Consider the following 21619-nt stretch of genomic DNA (forward strand, 5'->3'; position numbering starts at 1 on the left):
GTCAACGGATACGCGCGGGCTCCGGTTCCCGGTGACCCGTACCCTGGAAGGGTTATGACTGAGACCTCGCAGCGCCCCCGCCCCCTCCGCGTTCTCGCCGCCATGTCCGGCGGGGTCGACTCCGCCGTCGCCGCCGCCCGCGCCGCGGAAGCCGGCCACGACGTGACCGGCGTCCACCTCGCGCTCTCCGCGAACCCGCAGTCGTTCCGCACGGGCGCGCGGGGCTGCTGCACCATCGAGGACTCCCGCGACGCCCGGCGCGCCGCCGACGTCATCGGCATCCCGTTCTACGTCTGGGACCTCGCCGACCGCTTCCGCGAGGACGTCGTCGAGGACTTCGTCGCCGAGTACGAGGCCGGCCGCACCCCCAACCCCTGCCTGCGCTGCAACGAGAAGATCAAGTTCGCGGCCCTGCTCGACAAGGCGCTCGCCCTCGGCTTCGACGCGGTCTGCACCGGCCACTACGCCAAGGTGATCACGCACGAGGACGGCACGCGCGAGCTGCACCGCGCCTCCGACATGGCCAAGGACCAGTCGTACGTCCTGGGCGTCCTGGACGAGCGGCAGCTGGCACACGCCCTGTTCCCCCTCGGCGACACGGTCACCACGAAGGACGAGATCCGCGCGGAGGCCGAGCGCAGGGGCCTCGCGGTCGCCAAGAAGCCCGACTCGCACGACATCTGCTTCATCGCCGACGGCGACACCCAGGGCTTCCTGGCCCAGCGGCTCGGCAGGGCCGAGGGCGACATCGTCGACGAGTCGGGCGTGAAGATCGGCACCCACGAGGGCGCGTACGGCTTCACCATCGGCCAGCGCAAGGGGCTGCGCATCGGCACCCCGGCCGCCGACGGCAAGCCGCGCTACGTCCTCGACATCTCGCCGGTGAACAACACCGTGACGGTCGGCCCGGCCGCCGCCCTGGACGTGACCGGTCTGACGGCGATCAGGCCGCGCTGGTGCGGAACGGCCCCCACCGGCCCCGGCACCTACACCGCCCAGCTGCGCGCCCACGGCGGCGAGACCGAGGTGACTGCGGAGCTGGTGGACGGCGAGCTGCGGGTGTCCTTCGGGGAGCCGGTCCGCGGGGTGGCCCCCGGCCAGGCGATCGTGCTGTACGACGGCACCCGCGTGGTGGGCTCGGCGACGATCGCGACCACGGTGCGGGCGACGGCCGGGGTGGCCTGACCCGCTCGCCGCCCCCTACTGGTCGAAGAACTCGGCCAGCACCGGCGCGAGCACGTTCGGATCGACCATGTGGGTCTGCCCTTCGAGTGTCCGGTACGTCCCCTGCGGCACAGCCTCCGCCACCGCGCGCGTGGCCTCGCGCAGCCACCGGGGGCTGTCCCCGCCCGCCACGGCGAGCACCGGCACACCGACCGAGGCCAGCCGTTCGCGGGGGAGCCGTCCGCCGGCCATGACGGCGTCGTCGTAGGCGAGGGTCGGCGCGAGCGCCTCCATGCCGGCCCACATCGGCGACTGACGGGCCCGCTGGATCATCTCCTCGGCCAGGCCCGTCAGCCGCAGGAACAGTTCCACGGCGTCCCCGCGCCGCCCCTGCGCCAGCGCCTCGGTGAGGTGCTCGCTGTACTCGGCGCGGCCGCGCGCCTCCTCCTCGTCGAGGGCGAACGGCGTCTCGTAGACGGCCACCCGGCGCACCGGCAGCCCACGGGCCGCCGCCTCCAGCACGAGCGCGCCGCCCGAGGAGATGCCGTACAGCGACGCCTCGCCGCCCGCCGCCTCGATCAGCGCGGCCAGGTCCTCCACCTCACGTTCCACCGCGAACGGCGCGGTGTCCCCGCTCCCGCCGCGGCCCCGGCGGTCGTACCAGAGGACGGTGAAGCGGTGCGCGAGGAGCCCGCTCAGGGGTGCCACGGTGCCGCCCGTGGACATCGCCCCGCTCACCAGGATGACCGCGGGGCCCTGTCCGGCGCGTGCGTACGCGAGTTCGGTGCCGTCGCGCGAAATGGTCTTCTTGTCCATGTCAGAGCAGACTGCCGCACCGCGCGGCGGTCATCGGCCTACGACACTTCCACTTCGTAGAAGCAGAGGTGGTTCCTGATCGCGGCGACATCGGGCTTGGGGTCGGGGTAGGCCCACACCAGATCGGGCGCGTCCGGCAGCGACCAGTAGGACGCCGTGCCCTTGAACGGGCAGGAGGTGTGGGTGTCGGAGGGGGTCAGAAGGTCCGTGCGCACGTCGGCCTCGGGGATGTAGTAGCGCACCGGACAGCCGGTCTCGCGCAGCACGAGGGCCCGGTCGGTCTCGGCGAGCACGAGGTTCCCGTGGACGACCCGGACGCGCCGGGTGCCCTGCTCGATGGTGATCGTGTGTCCTGCGGTCATGCTGGAAAAGCGCTCGCGGGCCCCCGGTTCTTCCCGCGTACGGTGACGGCATGCGTATCTGTGTCTTCCTCTCCGCCGCCGACCTCGACGACCGTTACACCCGTCCCGCGCGCGAGTTCGCGGAGCTGCTGGGCAAGGGCGGCCACACCCTCGTGTGGGGCGGGTCCGACGTGGGGCTGATGAAGGTCGTCGCCGACGGGGTGCAGGAGGCCGGCGGGCGGCTGTGCGGGGTCTCCGTGACCTTCCTCGCCGCCAAGGCCCGCGCGGGCGCCGACGAGATGGTGATCGCGAAGGACCTCGCCGAACGCAAGAGGCTGCTGCTGGAGAAGGCCGAAGCGGTCGTGATCATGGTCGGCGGGACGGGCACGCTGGACGAGGCCACCGAGATCCTGGAGCTGAAGAAGCACGGGCACACCGACAAGCCCGTCGTGCTGCTGAACACCGCGGGCTTCTACGACGGTCTCAAGCAGCAGTTCCTCAGGATGGAGGACGAGGGGTTCCTGCCCCGTCCTCTCACCGACCTGGTGTTCTTCGCGGAGGAGCCCGTGGGCGCCCTCGCCTACCTGGAGGAGAGCCGGGGCATCGCCTAGGGGGTGCGAGCATGGCGGGCATGACTACTCATGTGATCACCGGAGCCGGTTCCGGCATCGGCGCGGCCGTCGCCCGCCGTCTGCACGCGCGCGGGGACGACCTCGTGCTGCACGCGCGCGACGCGGGCCGTGCGAAGGAGCTGGCGGCCGAGTTCCCCGGCGCCCGGACCCTCGTCGGCGACCTGGCCGACCCCGACCGGCTGAGCTGGGCCTTCTCCCACCAGACCCTTCCGGACCGGGTCGACTCGCTGCTGCACGTCGCCGGAGTGGTCGACCTCGGCCCGGTCGGCGAGCTCACCCCCAAGGCCTGGCGCCACCAGCTCAACGTCAACCTGATCGCCCCCGCCGAACTGACCCGCCACTTCCTGCCCCAGCTGCGGGCCGCGCGCGGGCACGTGGTGTTCGTGAATTCCGGCGCCGGCCTCCGGGCGAGCGCCGACTGGTCCGCGTACGCCGCCTCCAAGCACGGCCTGAAGGCCCTCGCCGACTCGCTGCGCAACGAGGAGCACGGCAACGGCGTCCGGGTCACCTCCGTCTACCCCGGACGCACCGCCAGCCCCATGCAGGCCAAGGTGCACCAGCAGGAGGGCAAGGAGTACGACCCCGCCGAGTGGATCGACCCCGAGTCGGTGGCGACCACGATCCTCATGGCCCTGGACCTGCCGCGGGACGCGGAGGTGAACGACCTGACGGTACGGCCGGGGCGCTGACCTTCCGTAGGCTTCCTCACGTGAACGCAGACTCCAGCTACGGCCCCGCCACCGGCGTCGGCTCGCTTCCCGGCGGCGACGCCCGCGAGGCCGCCAGGACCGCCACCGGCTCCTTCGAGGACTTCCCGTTCCTGCCCGAGCTCCCGGCCCGCGGCCCCGGCGCCGACATGATCGGCCGCACGGCGGGGATGCTCGTCGAGCTGTACGCGCGCGTGGAGCCCAGCGGATGGCGGATCGGCGACCGCCCGGGCCGGGACACCAAGCGGGCCCGCTCCTGGCTCGGCGAGGACCTCGACGCCCTCGAGGAGTTCACCCAGGACTACGAGGGCCCGCTGAAGGTGCAGGCGGTCGGCCCCTGGACCCTCGCCGCCGCGCTGGAGCTGAAGAACGGCGAGGCCGCCCTCTCCGACCCCGGCGCCTGCCGCGACCTGGCCGCCTCGCTGGCCGAGGGGCTGCGGCTGCATCTCGCCGAGGTGCGGCGGCGCGTCCCCGGGGCCCGGCTCGTCCTCCAGCTCGACGAGCCCTCCCTCACCGCCGTGCTCCGCGGCGGCGTGCGCAGCGCCAGCGGCTACCGCACCCACCGGGCCGTCGACCGCCAGGTCGTGGAGGCCACGCTCCGGGACGTGGCCGGGGTGCACGGCGAGGGCCCGGTCGTGGTCCACTCCTGCGCACCGGACGTCCCGTTCGCCCTGCTCCGCCGGGCCGGGGTCGCGGGGATCTCCTTCGACTTCTCGCTGCTCACCGAGCGTGACGAGGAGGCGATCGGCGAGGCGGTCGAGGGGGGTACCCGTCTGTTCGCCGGTGTCGTGCCCGGCACGGACTCCGCATTGTCGGACCCTGCCGGTAGCGTCATGGGGGTCAGGACGCTGTGGCGCAGGCTGGGACTGCAACCGGGGCTTCTCACGGAGGCGGTCACGATCACACCGGCGTGCGGACTCGCGGGGGCGTCCCCCGCGTACGCCCGCCAGGCCCTCGCCCACTGCGTCCGGGCGGCGAGATCCCTCGCGGACAACCCAGAGTAACGGGAGGACAACACGGTGGCCGGCGACAGGCAAGCGGAGACGACGGTGCCCGCAGAGGCACGGGAGAAGCACGCGCAGCTCGCTGAGCAGATCGAGGAGCACCGCTTCCGGTACTACGTGAAGGACGCTCCGGTCATCAGCGACGCGGAGTTCGACCGCCTCCTGCGCTCGCTGGAGGAGCTGGAGGAGCGCTACCACGAGCTGCGCACGCCCGACTCGCCGACCCAGAAGGTCGCGGGGGCGTACGCGACCGACTTCACGGCCGTCCAGCACCGCGAGCGCATGCTCTCGCTGGACAACGCCTTCGACGACCTGGAGCTGGCCGCCTGGGCCGAGCGCGTCCACAAGGACGTCGGGGCCTCGGCGTACCACTTCCTGTGCGAGCTGAAGGTCGACGGCCTCGCCGTCAACCTCACCTACGAGAACGGCCGGCTCGCGCGCGCGGCGACCCGCGGCGACGGCCGCACCGGCGAGGACATCACTCCCAACGTGCGCACCATCGCGGAGATCCCGGACCGGCTGGCGGGCGACGGGGTGCCCACGCTCGTGGAGATCCGCGGCGAGGTCTACTTCCCGATGGAGAAGTTCGAGGAGCTGAACGCCCGGCTGGTGGCGGCCGGCGACAAGCCCTTCGCCAACCCGCGCAACGCGGCGGCCGGTTCGCTGCGCCAGAAGGACCCGCGCGTCACCGCCACCCGCCCGCTGCACATGGTGGTCCACGGCATCGGCGCCCTGGAGGGCTACGAGGGCATGAACCGCCTCTCCGAGGCCTACGACCTCCTCAAGGGCTGGGGCCTGCCCACCTCCGCGCACAACAGGGTGGTGGGCGACCTCGACGGCGTACGGCGGTTCATCGCGTACTACGGCGAGAACCGGCACTCCGTGGAGCACGAGATCGACGGGGTCGTCGTCAAGCTCGACGAGATCCGGCTCCAGGGGCGGCTCGGCTCCACGGCGCGGGCGCCGCGCTGGGCCATCGCGTACAAGTACGCGCCGGAGGAGGTCAACACCAAGCTCGTCAACATCCGCGTGGGCGTGGGCCGTACGGGCCGGGTCACGCCGTACGCGCAGGTCGAGCCGGTGACGGTGGCGGGTTCGGAGGTCGAGTTCGCCACGCTGCACAACCAGGACGTCGTCAAGGCCAAGGGCGTCCTCATCGGTGACACGGTGGTGCTGCGCAAGGCCGGTGACGTCATCCCCGAGATCCTCGGACCGGTCGTCGACCTGCGGGACGGCACCGAGCGCGAGTTCGTGATGCCCTCGGAGTGCCCCGAGTGCGGTACGCCGCTCCGGCCGATGAAGGAGGGCGACGTCGACCTGCGCTGCCCCAACGCCCGGACCTGCCCGGCCCAGTTGCGCGAGCGGCTGTTCTACCTGGCCGGGCGCAAGGCGCTGGACATCGAGCACTTCGGCTATGTCGCCGCGGCCGCCCTCACCAAGCCGCTGGAGCCCGAGGACCCGCCGCTGGCCGACGAGGGCGACCTCTTCGACCTCACCATCGACCGGCTGCTGCCCATCAAGGCGTACGTCCTCGACCAGGACAGCGGGCTGCCCAAGCGCGACCCGAAGACCGGCGAGGAGAAGATCGCCACGGTCTTCGCCAACCAGCAGGGCGAGCCGAAGAAGAACGCGCTCGCCATGCTGGAGAACATCGCCGCGGCCAAGGAACGTCCGCTCGCGCGCGTGCTCACCGGACTGTCGATCCGTCACGTGGGACCGGTCGCGGCCGAGGCGCTCGCGCGCGAGTTCCGCTCCATCGACCGCATCGAGCAGGCGACCGAGGAGGAGCTGGCGGCCACCGACGGCGTCGGCTCGATCATCGCGGCCTCGCTCAAGGAGTGGTTCGCCGAGGAGTGGCACCAGGAGATCATCCGCAAGTGGAGGGCCGCCGGAGTCCGCATGGAGGAGGAGGGCTCCGGCGAGGACGAGGGCCCGCGTCCCCTCGAAGGCCTGACGGTCGTCGTCACCGGCACGCTGGAGCACTTCACCCGCGACGGCGCCAAGGACGCGCTGCAGAGCCGCGGAGCGAAGGTGACCGGTTCGGTGTCGAAGAAGACGTCGTTCGTCGTTGTGGGTGACAGTCCCGGATCGAAGTACGACAAGGCGATGCAGCTGAAGGTGCCCGTTCTGAACGAGGACGGCTTCACGGTCCTCCTCGAACAGGGGCCGGAGGCCGCCGCCGAAGTCGCCCTTCCGGCCGAGGAGTAGCCGAGCGTTGCGGTTGAAGGCCACCCGAATGGCGCATACCAGATGCATACGGGTGGCCGGTGCGCATTCGGGCAACCGTCGACGACCGCTGCCCGTGGAAGCCTTCCGCGGCCTACTGTTGAGATGTGCGCCCGCCGTGCCCGGCCGCGGTCGGGGCATCCTCGCTCCGGACGAGCGGGGAAAGGGTTTTCCAACGCGGCGCCGTCGAAGGTCTGTCGGGCATCGGGCCGCGTGGCGTGGGCACCGCCGGCTGTGAGAGGGACGGGAATGGAACCGACCGAGAGCGTCGCCCCGGACTCCCGGCTGCGCCGGCTCCGGGGCGCCGGCGTCCGGTGGGGGAGTCGGTGGGCGGCACGGTCCGAGCGGCGTCCGGGCGCGGAGGCGTACGCGCCGCGCACCGCCCCGGACCTCGGAGCCTCCGCCGTACAGCCCGCCGGGCCCGTCTCCGGACCGCCCCGGCTCTCCGCCCGCCCGTCCGCCCTGCCCGGCACCTCGGTGCTCTCCGGGACCGCCGGGCTGCCCGGCACGGCCGGACTGAACGAGGCCGAACCCGACCGGCACCTGTCCTGGCCCGCGCTGCCCGCGGCGGTCGTCGGGGCGGCCGCCTTCGCCCTCGGAGCCGGCTTCTACCGCGCTTTCACCGGCGGCCACGCCCTCTTCCCGTCCGGCACGGTCGGCTGGTCGCTGGCCCTGCTGACCGGCGTCATCGTCGGCCATCTGGTCATGCTGGGCCGCGCCCGGTGGTGGGGCGGCACCGGCTCCGGCGCCGCCCTCACCCTCGCCGTCCTGCTGCTGTACGGCTGGGTGGCGGCCGGCATGGTCAGCCTCACCGTCGTGGTGCTGGTCGGCATAGCCAGACGCCACCGCTGGCGCCAGGGCGTCCTGCACGGCGCGGTGGACATCCTCGGCATCGGCGCGGGCGCGCTGCTGCTCGCCGCGGGCGGACGGGTGCCGTCCGTCGAGCATCCCTGGTACCCCGACAGCTGGACCGTCTACACCGGGCCCCAGGTGGTCCTGGTGGCCGTCGCCTATCTGTCCGTCACCCGCGTCCTGCTCTGGTATCTGCACGCCCCCCGCTCCGGCGGGCTGCCGACCGTCGCCCGCACCGCCCTGGTCAGACAGGGCCTGGTCGCGGTGGCCCTGCTGGGCATCGCGCCGCTGGTCTGCGTGGTGGCCATGGCCAAGCCCATCCTGCTGCCGCTGTTCTCCATCCCGCTGATCGCCCTCGACTCCACGCTCTGGATGGCCCGGGCCCGGGCCGAGGAGCAGCTGCGCGACCCGCTGACCGGTCTGCCCAACCGGCAGTGGCTGCTGGAGCGCATCTGGACCGCCCTGGACGACGCCGAGCGGATCGGTGCCCGGGCCGCCCTGATGCTGATCGACCTCGACCGGTTCCGTTCGGTCAACGACACCCTCGGGCACCTCGCCGGCGACCGGCTCCTCCTCCAGATAGCCGAACGGCTGCGGCTCGCGCTGCCGCGCGGAGCGGAGGTCGCGCGGCTCGGCGGTGACGAGTTCGCCGTCTTACTCCCCGTCGCCGACTCCACGACCTCCGCGACCCGTGTCGCCCGCGGACTGGTCTCCACGCTCAGCTCGCCGCTCGACCTCGACGGGCTCACCCTCGTCCTGGAGGCCAGCGCCGGGGTCGCCGTCTTCCCCGACCACGCGCTCGACGCGGAGGGCATGCTCCGCCGGGCCGACGTGGCCATGTACCAGGCCAAGCGGGACCGTACGGGCGTGGAGGTGTACGAGTCCAAGCGCGACTCCAACACCCCCGACCGGCTCGGACTGCTGGGCGATCTGCGACGGGCGCTGGACGCGCACGAGGTGCAGCTGCACTACCAGCCGAAGGTCCGCTTCGACGGCCAGGTGGCGGGCCTGGAGGCGCTGGTCCGCTGGGTGCACCCGGAGCGCGGGAAGGTACCGCCGGACGAGTTCATAGCGATCGCCGAGTCGTCCGGGCTGATGCCCCACCTCACGGAGTACGTCCTGGAGACCGCGCTCGGCCAGGTCGCCGAGTGGCGGGCCCAGGGGCTGTACGTCCCCGTGGCGGTCAACGTCTCCCCGCGCGACGTCCACACCCCCGGTTTCGCCGGCTCCGTCGCGGCGCGTCTCGCCCGGCACGGCGTTCCGGCGGGAGCGCTCCAACTGGAGATAACCGAGCACGTCCTCCTGGAGGACCCGCAGCGCGCCGCCGACACCCTCAACGCTCTGACCGGGCACGGCGTGAAGATGTCGCTCGACGACTTCGGCACCGGCTACTCGTCCCTGGTGCACCTGCGGCGGCTCCCGGTCAGCGAACTGAAGATCGACCGCTCCTTCGTGGCCCGGCTGGCGGTCGACACCGAGGACGCGGAGATCGTGCGCTGCACCGTCGACCTCGCGCATTCCCTGGGCCTTCTGGTGGTCGCCGAGGGCGTCGAGGACGACGAGACCTGGGAACGCCTGCGCGACCTGGGCTGTGACGCGGTCCAGGGCTGGCTGGTGGCCGCGGCGATGCCCCCCGGGGAGACCACGGCGTGGCTGCGGGCCCGGGGCTCCCGGGGCTGGCAGCGCCCCGCGGCGGCCCTCCCGGCGGCGGCCGCCGACGAATAGCCCACCGCGGCTGTCACCGGATCGAGGACTCGGCTCGCCCCCGCCGTGAAGTGCGCGTTCAGCAGCTCCAGACGCCGTGCACGGGCCTCTTCCGGCAGGCGGCCGCCGCGCATCAGGGTCACCGGGCCGTGCAGGGCCGCCCAGTACGTCTCGGTCAGGGCACCGGGTCCTCACCGTCCGCCGCGATCGGCTCCACGGCCGCCGCCGGCTGGCCGAAGGCCGCCCACAGCGCGGCCAGGCCTCCCCGACCGCCGCCGGTCCGGCCCGCGCCCGCTCCGCCCCTGAACCGGCGAGGCGTTCCGCGAACCCCCTCCACCTCGCGTCAGGGTCGTCAGGGTCGGCACGGTCGACAGGAAGGAATTCTAGCACCGCTAGAAGATCTGTAGATGCTCTGCTAGCTTCGCTCTTGCCCCTAGCGCTGCTAGCAAGGAGAAGCCGTGACCGTCGCCGCGTACACCCTGGCCGTCGTGCTCGACCTGTTCTGCGTGTTCCTCGGCTACCGGTTCCTGTTCCAGCCCGCCCCGGCGGCCGCCGGCTACGGCGTCCCGGCCCGTCCGGAGGGCGACGCCGGCGCCTATCTCTCGGTCAAGGGTCTGCGGGACGGCACCCTCGGAGTGGTGGGCCTGGCCCTGCTGGCCTTCGTCGGCGCCCGTGCCGAGGCCTGGTTCCTGCTCTCCGTGGCCCTCGTGCCGCTCTGCGACACCCTGATAGTGCTGCGCCACGGAGGCACGAGGGCCGTCGCCTTCGGCGTCCACTTCGCCACGGCCGTGGTCGTCCTGATCGGCGCCGGGCTGCTCTTCGCCGTCTGAGGACCACGTCCCGGACGGCGCGGTCCGCGACGGACGGCACCGGCCCCGGGGGGCGTCCCGGCAAACCGTTTCACGGGTTGCGGGCCCGGCCCCCTAGGATTGGGGCTTGTCGTCACATTCCCGTCCGCCGCGCGACGCCTGACACACCCGCTCGCCGCGTCGGGCGGACGACGGGAAGGCGACGACAAGCCCCAGCCCCGAACCACACACTCACCCCCAGAGGAACGCTGCATGCCTGGCATCACGCGCGAGGAGGTCGCCCACCTCGCCCGGCTGGCGCGTCTGGAGCTGAAGCCCGAAGAGCTCGACCACTTCGCGGGACAGCTGGACGACATCATCGGCGCGGTCGCCCGCGTCAGCGAGGTCGCCGACCAAGACGTACCGCCGACCTCGCACCCGCTCCCGCTGACGAACGTCATGCGGGCGGACGAGGTCCGTCCGTCGCTCACCCCCGAGCAGGCGCTCTCCGGCGCCCCGGCCCAGGAGCAGCAGCGTTTCAAGGTGCCGCAGATCCTGGGGGAGGACTAACCGCCATGACGGACAACGTCAACATCATCAAGCTGACCGCCGCCGAGACCGCCGCGAAGATCGCCTCCGGCGAGCTCACGGCCGTCCAGGTCACCGAGGCCCACCTGGCCCGGATCGAGGCCGTCGACGAGAAGGTGCACGCCTTCCTGTACGTCGACCGCGAAGGGGCCCTGGCCCAGGCGCGCGCCGTGGACGAGAAGCGGGAGAAGGGCGAGAAGCTCGGCCCGCTCGCCGGTGTGCCCCTCGCGCTCAAGGACATCTTCACCACCGAGGGCGTCCCGACGACCGTCGGTTCGAAGATCCTCGAGGGCTGGATCCCGCCGTACGACGCGACCCTCACCAAGAAGCTGAAGGCCGCCGACGTCGTCATCCTCGGCAAGACCAACATGGACGAGTTCGCCATGGGGTCGTCGACGGAGAACAGCGCCTTCGGGCCGACCGGCAACCCCTGGGACCTGACCCGGATCCCCGGCGGCTCCGGCGGCGGCTCCTCCGCCGCGCTCGCCTCCTTCCAGGCGCCCCTCGCGATCGGCACCGACACCGGCGGTTCCATCCGCCAGCCGGCCGCCGTCACCGGCACGGTCGGCGTGAAGCCGACGTACGGCGCCGTCTCCCGCTACGGCATGGTCGCCTTCTCCTCCTCCCTCGACCAGGGCGGTCCCTGCGCCCGTACGGTCCTGGACGCGGCGCTCCTCCACGAGGTGATCGCCGGGCACGACCCGCTGGACTCCACCTCCATCGACGCCCCGGTCCCGCCGGTCGTCGAGGCCGCCCGCAACGGCAGCGTCGAGGGCATGCGCGTCGGTGTCGTCAAGCAGTTCCGCGGCGAGGGCTACCAGGCCGGTGTCATCCAGCGGTTCGACGAGTCCGTCGCGCTGCTGAAGGAGCTGGGCGCCGAGATCGTCGAGCTGGACTGCCCGTCCTTCGACCTCGCGCTGTCGGCGTACTACCTGATCGCGCCCTCCGAGTGCTCCTCCAACCTCGCCCGCTTCGACGGCCTGCGCTACGGCCTGCGGACCGGCGACGACGGCACGCACTCGGCCGAGGAGGTCACCTCCCTCACCCGTGAGGCGGGCTTCGGGCCCGAGGTCAAGCGCCGCATCATGCTCGGCACGTACGCGCTGTCCAGCGGGTACTACGACGCCTACTACGGCTCCGCCCAGAAGGTCCGCACCCTCATCACGCGCGACTTCGAGAAGGCCTTCGAGCAGGTGGACGTCATCGTCTCGCCGACCACGCCCACCACCGCCTTCCCGATCGGCGAGCGCGCCGACGACCCGATGGCGATGTACCTGGCCGACCTGTGCACCATCCCCACCAACCTGGCGGGCAACGCGGCCATGTCGCTGCCCTGCGGTCTCGCCCCGGAGGACAACCTCCCGGTCGGCCTCCAGATCATCGCCCCGGCGCTGAAGGACGACCGTCTCTACAAGGTCGGCGCCGCCGTCGAGGCCGCCTTCGTGGAAAGGTGGGGGCACCCGCTCCTGGAGGAGGCTCCGTCGCTGTGAGCAAGGCACTGTCCAAGGCAAAGGGCTTCAAGAAGTCCAAGTCCGGTCTGTACGTGTCGATGGCCACGTCGGCCTTCGGCGTGATCGGCGTCGTCAAGCAGATCAAGAAGGCCAGGACCGACAGCGACACGCTGCGGTTGCTGGACGCCGTCGTGACCGGCGCTGCGGTCGTCACCAACCTGGCCATTCTCTACCGCGAGCTGAAGCGGCTGGGCGACGACGACGTCCTGCTGGGCTGAGAGGGAAGTTTCACCGTGACCACCACGACCGACCTGGTGTCGTACGAGGACGCGCTGGCGTCGTACGACCCCGTCATGGGCCTCGAGGTCCATGTCGAACTCGGCACCAAGACCAAGATGTTCTGCGGCTGTTCCACCGAACTCGGTCAGGACGCCAACACGCAGACCTGCCCCACCTGCCTCGGCCTGCCCGGCTCGCTCCCGGTCGTCAACGCGACCGGCGTCGAGTCCGCGATCAAGATCGGTCTCGCGCTGAACTGCGAGATCGCCGAGTGGTGCCGCTTCGCCCGGAAGAACTACTTCTATCCGGACATGCCGAAGAACTTCCAGACCTCCCAGTACGACGAGCCGATCGCCTTCAACGGCTACCTCGACGTACAGCTGGAGGACGGCGAGACCTTCCGCGTGGAGATCGAGCGCGCCCACATGGAGGAGGACACCGGCAAGTCGACCCACGTGGGCGGCGCGACGGGCCGTATCCACGGCGCCTCGCACTCGCTCCTCGACTACAACCGCGCCGGCATCCCGCTCATCGAGATCGTCACCAAGCCGATCGTCGGCGCCGGCGAGCGCGCTCCCGAGGTCGCCAAGGCGTACGTCCGTGAGCTGCGCGAGGTCATCCGGGCGCTCGGCGTCTCCGAGGCCCGTATGGAGATGGGCCAGATGCGCTGCGACGTGAACCTGTCGCTGCGTCCGAACGGCACCGACAAGTTCGGCACCCGCTCGGAGACGAAGAACGTGAACTCGCTGCGGTCCGTGGAGCGCGCGGCCCGCTTCGAGATCCAGCGGCACGCGGCCGTGCTGTCCTCCGGCGGCACGATCGTCCAGGAGACCCGTCACTTCCACGAGGACACCGGGTCGACGACCTCGGGCCGCGTCAAGGAAGAGGCCGAGGACTACCGGTACTTCCCCGAGCCGGACCTGGTGCCGGTGGCCCCCTCCCGGGAGTGGGTCGAGGAGATCCGGGCGGCGCTTCCCGAGCTGCCGCTGGCCCGCCGTACCCGGCTCCTCGCCGAGTGGGGCATCTCCGCCACCGACATGCAGGCGATCCTCAACGCGGGCGCGCTGGACCCGATCGTCGCCACGATCGAGGCCGGTGCCGACGCCGCGTCCGCCCGCAAGTGGTGGATGGGCGAACTGGCCCGCAGCGCCAACGAGTCCGGCACCTCGCTGGACGAACTGGCCATCACGCCGCGGCAGGTCGCCCGGATCGCCGAGCTGGTGAGCAAGGGCGATCTGAACGACAAGCTGGCCCGTCAGGTCATCGAGGGCGTCCTCGCGGGCGAGGGCACCCCGGACGAGGTCGTCGACAAGCGCGGGCTGAAGGTCGTCTCCGACGACTCGGCGCTCGGCACGGCGGTCGACGAGGCCATCGCCGGCAACCCGGGCATCGCCGACAAGATCCGCGGCGGCAAGGTGGCCGCGGCCGGGGCCCTGGTCGGCGCCGTGATGAAGGCCACGCGCGGCCAGGCCGACGCGGCCCGGGTCAAGCAGCTGATCCTGGAGAAGCTGGGCGTCGACGAGGGCTGATCCCCCGCGACTCCCCAGGGGTGCACCGGTGACCGGTGCACCCCTTCTCTCGTCTTCTCAGCCCGACGCGCTACGCTCGCCCGCCATGAGTGCACGAACCGACTCCGGCCCTCAGGACGGCATAGACGACAGGGAGGACGTGGACGACGAGTACGGCACGGACGCCCGGCGGGCCCGCTGGACGGCGACCGGCACCGGCGCGCTCCTCACCCTCGCCGGCCTCGCCGCGTCCCTCATGCGTCTCGGCGGTACCGCCCCGGCCTTCGTCCCGGCGGCCTACGCCCTCGGCGCCGCCGTCTGCGCCCTCGCCGCGTTCCTGGGCTCCCGGGGCCGTACCCGGCGGGCGCTGTGGCTGCTCATCGCCGGGGTGATGGTGATGGCGATCGGCGACCAGGCCGACTGACACGTGCCCGACCTGGCCTGACATCACCGCCGTGATTGTCCTGTGATCTGCCTCCCACTCCTGTGAAAAGACACACGATCGAAACAAACGATCTCGTGCGCCTGTAAGAGTGGCCTTCCCGTCGCTCACGCGATTTGCTCACACGTTCTTTGCGGGCTGTTCCCGGTCAAAGATCCACAATTCACCTCCGGGAGCACGTCAGTGGCAGCCCTCGCACGTTGGTGTGTCCGCAACCGCCTTCTCGCGGTCCTGCTCTGGCTCCTCGCTCTCCTCGGCACGGCCACCGCCGCCGTCGCCACCGGCTCCGCCTACTCCAACGACTACGAGGTCCCCGGCACCGAGTCCGGCCGCGCCACCCGGCTGCTCGCGGAAGGCTTCCCCACCCTCGGCGGCGACGCCGACACCGTCGTCTGGCACACCACCTCGGGCACCGTCCGCGCCGCCGACGTCGAACAGACCATGACCCGCGCGCTGGCGAAGATCGCCGGCCTGCCGGGAGTGGCTTCCGTCGCCGGCCCGTACGGCGACCAGGGCGCCGCGCAGATCAGCAAGGACGGACACACGGCGTACGCCACCGTCACCTTCACCGACCGCGCCGAGGACATCGACGCCTCCGAGGCCCAGGCCGTGGTCCGGGCCGCCAAGGCCGCCGAGAGCGACGGGCTCCAGGTCGAACTGGGCGGCAGCGCGATCGCGCTCACCGAGTCCTCCGGCGGCCATCTCGCCGAGGTCGTCGGCGTGGCCGTCGCCGCCGTGGTGCTGTTCCTCGCCTTCGGCTCGCTCGCCGCCTCCCTGCTGCCCATCGCCACCGCCCTGGTGAGCGTCGGCACCGCCTACGCCGGCATCCAGCTCCTCGGGCACGCCATGAACGTCGCCGACTTCGCGCCCATGCTGGGCCTGCTCGTCGGGCTCGGCGTCGGCATCGACTACGCGCTGTTCATCGTGACCCGGCACCGGCGCGGCCTGAAACGGGGTCTCACGCCCGCCGAGGCCGCCACCAACGCCGTGGCGACGACCGGACGCGCGGTCGTGTTCGCGGGTGCGACGGTCTGTATCGCCCTGCTCGGGATGCTCATCCTGCGCCTGAACTTCCTCAACGGCGTCGCCCTCGCCGCCTCCCTGACCGTCGTCCTGACGGTCGCGGCCTCGGTGACCCTGCTGCCCGCCCTGCTGGCGCTGATCGGCCCGCGCGCCCTCAGCCGCCGCGAACGGCGCCGGCTCGCCGAGCACGGGCCCGAGCCGGAGCTGCCCACCGGCTTCGCCGCCCGCTGGTCGGCGTTCGTCGAGCGCCACCCCAAGCTGCTCGGCGCGCTCGCCGTCGTCGTCATCGCCGTCCTCGCCGTGCCGACGTTCTCCCTCCGCCTCGGCACCTCCGACCAGGGCAACGACCCGAAGACCTCCACCACCCGCCAGGCCTACGACCTCCTCGCCGGGAGCACCTCCCGCTCGGGCGCGGCCGGGAGCGGGGGAGGCTTCGGCGCCGGAGTGAACGGCCCGCTGACCCTGGTGACCCGCGTCGAGGGCGCCGGGGACAAGCTCGCCCTCGACAACCTCGACGCCACCCTGCGCGCCACCGAGGGCGTGGCGACGGTCACGCCCGTGACCTACGACTCCCGCGGGCACATCGCGTACCTCACCGTCGTCCCGGAGTCCGCGCCGCAGTCGCAGCGCACCAGCGAGCTCGTCGACCGGCTGCGCACCGAGGTGCTGCCCCGGGCCGAGACCGGCACCTCCCTCGACGTCCAGGTCGGCGGGGTGACGGCGGGCTACGACGACTTCGCCGAGGTCATCGTCGGCAAGCTGCCGCTCTTCGTCGGCGTCGTCATCGGACTGGGCTGTCTGCTGCTCCTGCTCGCCTTCCGGTCGGTCGGCATACCGCTCAAGGCGGCCGCGATGAACGTGGCCGCCGTCGCCGCCGCGTTCGGCGTCGTCGTCGCGATCTTCCAGTGGGGCTGGGGCAGCGAACTGCTGGGCCTCGGCCGGGCCGGACCGATCGAGCCCTTCCTCCCGGTGATCATGGTGTCCGTGCTCTTCGGCCTCTCCATGGACTACCAGGTCTTCCTGGTCAGCCGCATGTACGAGGAGTGGCTGGAGACCGGCGACAACCGGCGGGCCGTACGCGTCGGCCTCGCCGAGACCAGCCGGGTGATCAATTCCGCCGCGGTCATCATGATCTCGGTCTTCCTCGCCTTCGTCCTCAGCGGCGACCGCGTGATCGCCATGTTCGGCATCGCGCTCGCCGCGGCCGTCGCCCTCGACGCCTTCGTCCTGCGGACGCTCCTGGTGCCCGCGCTGATGCATCTGCTCGGCGGCGCCAACTGGTGGCTGCCGCGCTGGCTCGACAGGCGCCTGCCCCGCATCAGCATCGAACCGCCCGACTGCCGTCCGGCCCGTGAGAGGCTCGACGAGGTCGTGGAGGAACTCGAGAAGGAGCCGCAGCCGGATGTACGCGATATCGCTGGGTGACGACGGAGCCGAACTGCGTCCCCTGGAGCCCCGGCACGCCGAGGAGTTCCTGACCCACCTCGACCGGGGCCGGGAGTTCATCAACGAGTACATCCCCTTCGGCGCGCAGGCCGCCGACGTGGCCGGCGCGCGCGAGGTGCTCCAGCGGTACGCCGACATGCGCGCCGCCGACACCGGCTCCCTGCACGGCCTGTGGCTGGAGGGCAGGCTGGTCGGCGGGGTGCTGTTCCTGAACTTCGACGCGGAGAACGCCACCTGCGAGGTCGGCTGCTGGCTGGAGCCCGCCGGCACCGGACGCGGCCTGGTCACCCGGGCCATGCGGGTGCTGATCGACTTCGCCGTCGAGCAGCGCGGGATCCACCGCGTCGAGTGGATCGCCAGCGCGGGCAACACCAACAGCCTGAACGTCGCCCGACGGCTGGGGTTCACCCGCGACGGTGTGCGCCGGGAGGCCTACCCCTATCGTGGGGTGCGGCACGACCTCGAAGTGTGGTCCGTGCTGGCCCGAGAGTGGCGCGCCGCACGCGCGCGTACCGCTCACCGGGAGAGCTGACGATCATTAAGAGACCTCTCAGAGAGCGTCCGTACGGTGCGAGGCATGGGAACCAAGACTGTTGACGAGGCCGGGGCCGAGACCGGCACCGAGGCCACCGAGGCCAAGAGCGACGAGCAGGCGATGGACATCACCAAGACCGACGCGTCCGAGGACGTGACCGAGAACGAGACCGCCGACGACGTCCTGGAGGACGGTCCCGACGACGGCCACCCCCAGCAGGAGGGCGCCACCGGCGTCGGCCAGGGCGCGGGCGCCGTCGTCTCCGCCGTGCTCGGCCTCGTGTCGCTCAGCGGCAGCTGGATCGGCACGATCGCGGGTGCCCGCCAGACCCTCGTCGGCCAGCTGGGAACCGCGTCGAACGCGAGCGTCGCCCAGCAGATCCAGGCGGTCTACGGCGACGCCTGGCAGACCACCGCGCTGTGGGCCGGCCTGTTCGCGCTGGCCGCCCTGGTCACCGGTGTCGTCGTGCTGGCCCGCCCCGCCTTCGGCAACCCGGCCCAGCCGCAGGCCCCCTGGATCAAGTCCGTCTCCTGGGCCGGCGTCACGCTCGGCGTGATCGGGCTGCTCCTGGCCGTCCTCAAGTACACGGACGCCCTCCTCGGCCTGCCCTCCGGGAGCTGAGTCCCGCACGTCACGAGGGGCCCCGGGGCCGCCGTAAGCACCTTACGGCGGCCCCGAGGCCCCTCACGCGTCTCTAAGGCCCCGCCCACCGCCGAAGATGCGGAACCCTCCCGATGTGGCGGACCCCCCTGGCCGACGAGGGTGAAGGCATCGCACCGAGCGACGCCCTCACCGGACTTCAGGGAGAGACCCACCATGTACGAGTACGAGCTCCGGGCCCGTTCCGCCGAGCTGCTCCGCCGCGCCGCGTACGAGCGGCTGGCCCGCGAGGCCGTCCGCGGCCGCCGCGCCGCCCGCCGCGAGGCGGCCGAGCGCGCCGCCGCCGGGCGCGGGGACACCGGCGAGAGCGAGTCCTCCGGCGGCCGCCCCCGCCGGCCCCGGTTCGCCCGCCCCGCGTGAGGACCGGCACCCGGCGGGGCGGCCGCACCGGCGCCGGCCGTCCCGCGGCACCGATATCCGGTGGGCCGGTGTCGTACCCCCGTGCGATGCTCGCTCCTGTGGAGACCAGGTCCGTCAGCCCCGTCTTCGTCGGCCGCCGTGACGAGATGGACATCCTGAACGACGCGCTCTCCCGCGCCACCGCGGGAGAGCCACAGGCGTTCCTGGTCGGCGGTGAGGCAGGAGTCGGCAAGACCCGGCTCGTCGAGGAGTACACGGCCGCGGCCGCCCGCCGGGGCGCCGTCGTCGCCCTCGGCGGCTGTGTCGAGATGGGCGCCGACGGACTCCCCTTCGCCCCCTTCTCCACCGCCCTGCGCGCCCTGCGCCGCGCCCTCCCGGAGGAAGTGACCGCCGCGGCGGCCGGCCAGGAGGAGGAACTCGCCCGGCTGCTGCCCGAGCTGGGGGAGACCAGGACCGGGCGGCACGACGAGGAGGGCATGGCCCGCCTCTTCGAGCTCACCGCGCGCCTCCTGGAGCGCGTCGCCGCCGACCGCACGGTCGTCCTCGCCCTGGAGGACCTGCACTGGGCCGACGCCTCCACCCGCCATCTGCTCTCCTACCTGCTGCGCACCCTGCGCACCGGCCGGCTCGTCGTGCTCGCCACCTACCGCGCCGACGACATCCACCGCCGCCACCCGCTGCGCCCCCTGCTCGCCGAACTCGACCGGCTGCGTTCCGTCAGGCGCATCGAACTCGGCCGCTTCACCCGCGACGAGGTGTGCCGCCAGATCGCCGGAATCCTGTCCCGCGAACCCGACCCCGCCCAGGTCGACGACATCTTCGAACGCTCCGACGGCAACGCCTTCTTCGTCGAGGAACTCGCCGTCGCCGCCCACGAGGGCTGCTGCACCGGCCTCACCGACTCCCTGCGCGACCTGCTCCTGGTCCGGGTCGAGGCGCTGCCCGAGAGCGCCCAGCACGTGGCCCGGATCGTCGCCGAGGGCGGCTCCACCGTCGAGTACCGGCTGCTGGAAGCCGTCGCCCGGCTGGCCGAGGACGACCTCATCGGCGCGCTGCGGGCCGCCGTGAACGCCAACCTGCTGCTCGCCACCCCCGACGGCGACGGCTACCGCTTCCGCCACTCCCTCGTCCGCGAGGCCGTCGGCGACGACCTGCTCCCCGGCGAACGCTCCCGTATCAACCGCCGCTACGCCGAGGCCCTGGAGGCCCACCCGGCGCTCGTCCCCGCCGACGAGCGCGTCATGCGGCTGGCCAGCCACTGGTACCACGCCCATGAGCCGGCCAAGGCCCTGCCCGCCGTCCTGGACGCCTCCGTCGAGGCCCGCTCCCGGCGCGCCTACAGCGAGCAGCTACGGCTCCTGGAACGGGCGATGGAACTGTGGGAGACCGCCCCCGGGGACGTACGGTCCCGGCTGCGCCCCGCCGACTACACCGAGGCCTATCCGCCCTGCGGCTGTGACCCGGCCACCACCCCGCTGCGCTACCTGGACCTCATGGCCGAGGCCGCCGTCGCCGGCCGCTTCTGCGGGGAACGCGAACGCGCCCTGAAGATCACCAAGCGGGCGCTGCGCATCCTGGAGGACGAGGACGACCCGCTGCGCTCCGCCTGGTTCTGGACCCAGCGCTCCCGGCTGACGCGCGCGCTGGGGCGGGGCACCGGCCACGAGGAACTGGTCAGGGCCCAGGACCTGGTCCGCGGACTGCCGCCCAGCGACGTGCACGCCGAGGTCCTCAACCACGTCGCCCACTGGGCGATGGTCCAGGCCCCCGGCCCCGAGGCGTACGACGCCGCCCAGCGGGCCGTGGAGTACGCCCGCATGGTCGGCGCGCGCGAGACCGAACTCAACGCCCGGCAGACCCTCGGCGTCGTCATGGCCGACGCGGGCCACATCGAGGCGGGCCTCGCGGAACTGGACGCGGTGAAGGAACAGGCGCTCACGGAGGACGCCTCGATCGTCGCGGTGAACGTCTATGTGAACCTGCCGTCCGTGCTGGAGGGGGTGGGCCGCTCCCGGGAGGCCGTGCCGATCCTGGAGGAGGGCATCGCGTTCGCCGAACGCAACGGACTGCCCGACTCGCAGGCCTGGGTGTGGGCCAACCTCGCGGAGTCCCTCTTCTCCCTGGGGCGCTGGGACGACGCGCAACGCGCCTGCGCCGCCGGCGGGCGGGTGGGCCGGGGAGTCACGGCCGGCGGCATCAACGCCACGCACGCTGCCGAGATCGCCCTCGCCCGTGGCGACCTCGACCAGGCCGCCCGTCAACTGGCGGCCGCCCAGGGCTTTTTCGGTGTCCATGAGAAGGCCCCGCAGCACCGGCTGCCGATGATCCGCCTCGCCGTCGGCCTCGCCGCCGCCCAGGGGCGCCCGTCGGAGGTACGGGCGCAGCTCGAAGCCGTCCTCGACCACGAGCTGCCGCCCGGCGCCCAGCGCTACTCCTGGCCTCTGCTGCTCACCGCGGCCGAGGCCGAGAGCGACCCCCGCCTCCTGGAGCGCATCCGCGCGGCCGCCAGGCCGCTCGCCACCCTCGCCCCCGTCTGGCAGGCACACGCCCACTGGCTCCGCGCCGAACTCCTCCGCGCGGAGGGCCGCACCGACCCGGACGCCTGGTGCGAGGCGGTCACCGCCTTCGAGCGTCTGGAGCGCCCCTACGACCTCGCCCGCACCCGCCACCGGCTCGCCGAGGCCCTTCTGGCCACCGGCACCGACGAGGACCGCGCGCGGGCCACGGAACTCCTGCGTCTCGCGCACGCCGTCGCCACCCACCTCGCGGCCCGCCCGCTGGCCGACGCCGTGACCGCCCTCGCCCAGCGGGCCCGCACGCCCCTCACCTCCGGTCCCCGGCCCACGGACCCCGCGGAGAACCTCGGGCTCACCAGCCGCGAACGGGACGTCCTGCGTCTGGTCTCGGCCGGCCGCACCAACCGCCAGATCGCCGGCGAACTCTTCATCTCCCCGAAGACGGCCAGCGTCCACGTCTCCAACATCCTCGCCAAGCTGGGCGTCTCGGGAAGAGGAGAGGCCGCCGCCCTCGCCCACCGGCTCGGCCTGTTCCCGCCGGAGACGGGAGAGCGCACGCCCGCGTGATGATGGGGGG

The 21619-nt window shown here is 72.5% G+C and carries 19 protein-coding genes; 17 read left to right on the forward strand and 2 right to left on the reverse strand.

The genetic code is table 11. The features are described 5' to 3' along the window. Positions 1-54: 54 nt before the first annotated feature. Positions 55-1185, forward strand: coding sequence for a tRNA 2-thiouridine(34) synthase MnmA (mnmA, locus tag ACFY2L_RS38300; protein WP_390661407.1), 1131 nt, complete (start codon positions 55-57; stop codon positions 1183-1185). A 15-nt stretch (positions 1186-1200) separates the two neighbouring features. On the opposite strand, the gene ACFY2L_RS38305 is transcribed toward mnmA, so the two are convergent. Next, complete coding sequence (locus ACFY2L_RS38305) at positions 1201-1980, reverse strand: alpha/beta fold hydrolase (protein WP_390824639.1); 780 nt, start codon at positions 1978-1980, stop codon at positions 1201-1203. Between the two features lie 38 nt (positions 1981-2018). After that, positions 2019-2342, reverse strand: a complete 324-nt coding sequence (locus tag ACFY2L_RS38310) for a DUF427 domain-containing protein (RefSeq protein WP_390824640.1) — start codon at positions 2340-2342, stop codon at positions 2019-2021. Between the two features lie 50 nt (positions 2343-2392). On the opposite strand from ACFY2L_RS38310, the gene ACFY2L_RS38315 reads away from it, so the two are divergent. The 16 genes from ACFY2L_RS38315 to ACFY2L_RS38390 all read left to right on the forward strand — a co-directional run bounded on the left by ACFY2L_RS38315 (position 2393) and on the right by ACFY2L_RS38390 (position 21609). Next, positions 2393-2932: a TIGR00730 family Rossman fold protein gene (locus ACFY2L_RS38315; RefSeq protein ID WP_390824641.1), complete on the forward strand. Its 540-nt coding sequence runs from the start codon at positions 2393-2395 to the stop codon at positions 2930-2932. Positions 2933-2943: 11 nt separating this feature from the next. Next, positions 2944-3642, forward strand: a complete 699-nt coding sequence (locus ACFY2L_RS38320) for an SDR family oxidoreductase (RefSeq protein WP_390661403.1) — start codon at positions 2944-2946, stop codon at positions 3640-3642. Between the two features lie 20 nt (positions 3643-3662). Next, complete coding sequence (locus ACFY2L_RS38325) at positions 3663-4664, forward strand: methionine synthase (RefSeq protein ID WP_390824642.1); 1002 nt, start codon at positions 3663-3665, stop codon at positions 4662-4664. 15 nt (positions 4665-4679) lie between these two features. Next, positions 4680-6872 (forward strand): NAD-dependent DNA ligase LigA, encoded by a 2193-nt coding sequence (gene ligA / locus ACFY2L_RS38330; protein WP_390661401.1) that lies wholly within the window; start codon positions 4680-4682, stop codon positions 6870-6872. Positions 6873-7139: 267 nt separating this feature from the next. Continuing rightward, positions 7140-9467 (forward strand): putative bifunctional diguanylate cyclase/phosphodiesterase, encoded by a 2328-nt coding sequence (locus tag ACFY2L_RS38335; RefSeq protein WP_390824643.1) that lies wholly within the window; start codon positions 7140-7142, stop codon positions 9465-9467. Between the two features lie 437 nt (positions 9468-9904). Beyond that, on the forward strand, positions 9905-10276 hold the full coding sequence (locus ACFY2L_RS38340) for a DUF4267 domain-containing protein (RefSeq protein WP_390661399.1): 372 nt from the start codon (positions 9905-9907) through the stop codon (positions 10274-10276). Positions 10277-10507: 231 nt separating this feature from the next. Then, positions 10508-10804, forward strand: a complete 297-nt coding sequence (gene gatC, locus ACFY2L_RS38345) for an Asp-tRNA(Asn)/Glu-tRNA(Gln) amidotransferase subunit GatC (protein WP_018531282.1) — start codon at positions 10508-10510, stop codon at positions 10802-10804. Positions 10805-10809: 5 nt separating this feature from the next. Next, the gene (gene gatA, locus ACFY2L_RS38350) at positions 10810-12312 is read left to right on the forward strand and encodes an Asp-tRNA(Asn)/Glu-tRNA(Gln) amidotransferase subunit GatA (protein WP_390661398.1); all 1503 of its coding nucleotides are present in this window, start codon (positions 10810-10812) and stop codon (positions 12310-12312) included. Further along, positions 12309-12551, forward strand: coding sequence for a hypothetical protein (locus ACFY2L_RS38355; RefSeq protein WP_390661397.1), 243 nt, complete (start codon positions 12309-12311; stop codon positions 12549-12551). The genes gatA and ACFY2L_RS38355 overlap by 4 nt, the downstream gene beginning before the upstream one ends. Before the next feature lie 15 nt (positions 12552-12566). Further along, the gene (gatB, locus tag ACFY2L_RS38360; RefSeq protein WP_390661396.1) at positions 12567-14081 is read left to right on the forward strand and encodes an Asp-tRNA(Asn)/Glu-tRNA(Gln) amidotransferase subunit GatB; all 1515 of its coding nucleotides are present in this window, start codon (positions 12567-12569) and stop codon (positions 14079-14081) included. Between the two features lie 85 nt (positions 14082-14166). Further along, entirely contained in the window at positions 14167-14484 is a 318-nt protein-coding gene (locus tag ACFY2L_RS38365; RefSeq protein ID WP_390824644.1) for a hypothetical protein, read from the forward strand. 201 nt (positions 14485-14685) lie between these two features. After that, positions 14686-16950, forward strand: coding sequence for an MMPL family transporter (locus tag ACFY2L_RS38370; protein ID WP_390824645.1), 2265 nt, complete (start codon positions 14686-14688; stop codon positions 16948-16950). Then, positions 16928-17503, forward strand: a complete 576-nt coding sequence (locus ACFY2L_RS38375; protein ID WP_390661393.1) for a GNAT family N-acetyltransferase — start codon at positions 16928-16930, stop codon at positions 17501-17503. Before ACFY2L_RS38370 ends, ACFY2L_RS38375 begins: the two co-directional genes overlap by 23 nt. Before the next feature lie 45 nt (positions 17504-17548). Continuing rightward, a complete protein-coding gene (locus ACFY2L_RS38380; protein ID WP_390661392.1) occupies positions 17549-18127 on the forward strand; it encodes a hypothetical protein in 579 nt (192 codons plus the stop codon). 195 nt (positions 18128-18322) lie between these two features. Further along, positions 18323-18526, forward strand: coding sequence for a hypothetical protein (locus ACFY2L_RS38385; protein WP_390824646.1), 204 nt, complete (start codon positions 18323-18325; stop codon positions 18524-18526). Positions 18527-18612: 86 nt separating this feature from the next. After that, positions 18613-21609 (forward strand): AAA family ATPase, encoded by a 2997-nt coding sequence (locus ACFY2L_RS38390; RefSeq protein ID WP_390824647.1) that lies wholly within the window; start codon positions 18613-18615, stop codon positions 21607-21609. Positions 21610-21619: the final 10 nt, after the last annotated feature.

The sequence above is a fragment of the Streptomyces sp. NPDC001381 genome, assembly GCF_042895685.1.
In the GTDB taxonomy this organism is placed as follows: domain Bacteria; phylum Actinomycetota; class Actinomycetes; order Streptomycetales; family Streptomycetaceae; genus Streptomyces.